The organism is Streptomyces sp. NPDC007983, assembly GCF_042958345.1.
In the GTDB taxonomy this organism is placed as follows: domain Bacteria; phylum Actinomycetota; class Actinomycetes; order Streptomycetales; family Streptomycetaceae; genus Streptomyces.
This window is the reverse complement of record NZ_JBIBJI010000023.1, coordinates 96,445-98,131: the sequence shown is the minus strand read 5'-3', so window position 1 is coordinate 98,131 and position 1,687 is coordinate 96,445. Positions and strand designations below refer to the sequence as shown.

The window sequence follows — 1,687 nt, the reverse complement described above, 5'->3', positions numbered from 1 at the left end:
GCCGGCGGGCACCATGTTCACCCCGTCCGGCCCTCAGGAGATGCCGGTACCGCGCGAGCTGGCCACCGAGGAGGTCGCCGCCACGGTCGAGGATTTCCGCCGCGCCGCGGCGGCCGCCATCGCGGCCGGCGCCGACGGCGTCGAGATCCACGGCGCCAACGGCTACCTCGTGCACCAGTTCCTCGCCACCAACACCAACCAGCGCACCGACCGCTACGGGGGCTCCCTCGACAACCGCATCCGCTTCGCGGTGGAGGTCGCCACCGCCGTGGCCGAGGAGATCGGCGCCGGCCGCACCGGCTTCCGGATCTCTCCCGGCAACCCGTTCAACGACATCGCCGAGAGCGACACCCATGAGCTGTACCCGGCACTTGTGCGCGCCCTCGCCCCGCTCAACCTCGCCTACCTGCACATCGGCCACGGCGGCGACGACGAACACCTGCACACCCTCCGCAAGCTGTGGCCGACCACTTTGGTTCTCAACCGGGCCGGCACCGACATCGCCACCCGCGCCAAGGACCTCGAAGACGGCCTGGCCGACATCGTCACCGTCGGTGTCATGGCACTCGCCAACCCCGACCTGGTCGAGCGCGTACGCACCGGCGCGCCGCTGAACACCCCCGACCCCGCCACCTTCTACGGCGGCGGCGAGGCCGGCTACACCGACTACCCCACCCTCACCGCCTGACATACCCCGGCGCTACCGGCCCCGGCGGGCCGGTATGCCCCAATGGCCCATGGAGGTGCCACGTGTCTGATCACGCTGCTGTTGAGCTGAGCCCGGAAGCGATCAAGTTCGCGGACTTTATGGCCGGACTGGTGATTCCCGAGTCCGAGTTGGATGCGATACGCACCCGGTCGGAGAGTGTCCATCTCACGGCCCGGGAGCCGGAAGGCGTCACCTATCGGGAAGTGGACGCGGGTGGCGTTCTGGGAATCTGGTGCGAACCGGTCGGCGCCAACGCCGACTACGTCCTCCTGCACGGTCACGCCGGGGGCTCCGTTCTGTCGTCGGCGTTCGTCGACCGAAAGCTCGCCGGTCATATCGCCAGGGCCGCGGGGGCCCCCGTACTGGTCCTGGACTTCCGGCGAGCACCGGAACACAAGTACCCGGCTCAGGTGGACGACGCGGAGGTGGCGTTCAACTGGCTGCTGTCCGAAGGGTATGAGCCGGGAAACATCGTCACGATCGGCCACTCGATCGGAGGGTTCATCGCTGTCGCCCTGGCGCTTCGCCTCCGCGACAAGAAGCGGCCGCTGCCTGGCGCCATCGTGTCGATTTCCCCCTGGTGCGACCTCGAGATCGCCAACGAGACCATGGTGACCAAGGCCGAGACGGACAAGATACTCAGCAAGGATCTGCTGGAGTTCTTCCGGGAGTCCTGGCTCGGCGGCACGGGCATTGAGTTCACGGACGCCAGGGTCAATCTGAACCGGGCGGACCTGAGCGGTCTGCCTCCGACCCTCGTCTCCTGGGGAACATACGAGGTCCTGGCCGGTGAGGACGAGGAGTTCGCCGCCCGTGTCGAGGACGCCGGAATCGACACGGCGACCGTGGTGGTCCCGGGAGGCCAGCACTCGTACGTCTACGGTGCCGGCCGGGTCCCGGAGGCAGACGACGCCATCGCACAGATCGGCGCGTGGGTCCGGGAGAAGACGAAGATCTGACCGAGCGGTACGGGCACGG

At 68.5% G+C, this 1,687-nt stretch carries 1 protein-coding gene and 1 pseudogene; both read left to right on the top strand.

The features are described from left to right. Positions 1-688: pseudogene (locus ACFZCY_RS39670) on the top strand (alkene reductase); the annotation flags it as partial. Positions 689-750: 62 nt separating this feature from the next. Then, a complete protein-coding gene (locus tag ACFZCY_RS39665; protein WP_391185006.1) occupies positions 751-1,668 on the top strand; it encodes an alpha/beta fold hydrolase in 918 nt (305 codons plus the stop codon). Positions 1,669-1,687: the final 19 nt, after the last annotated feature.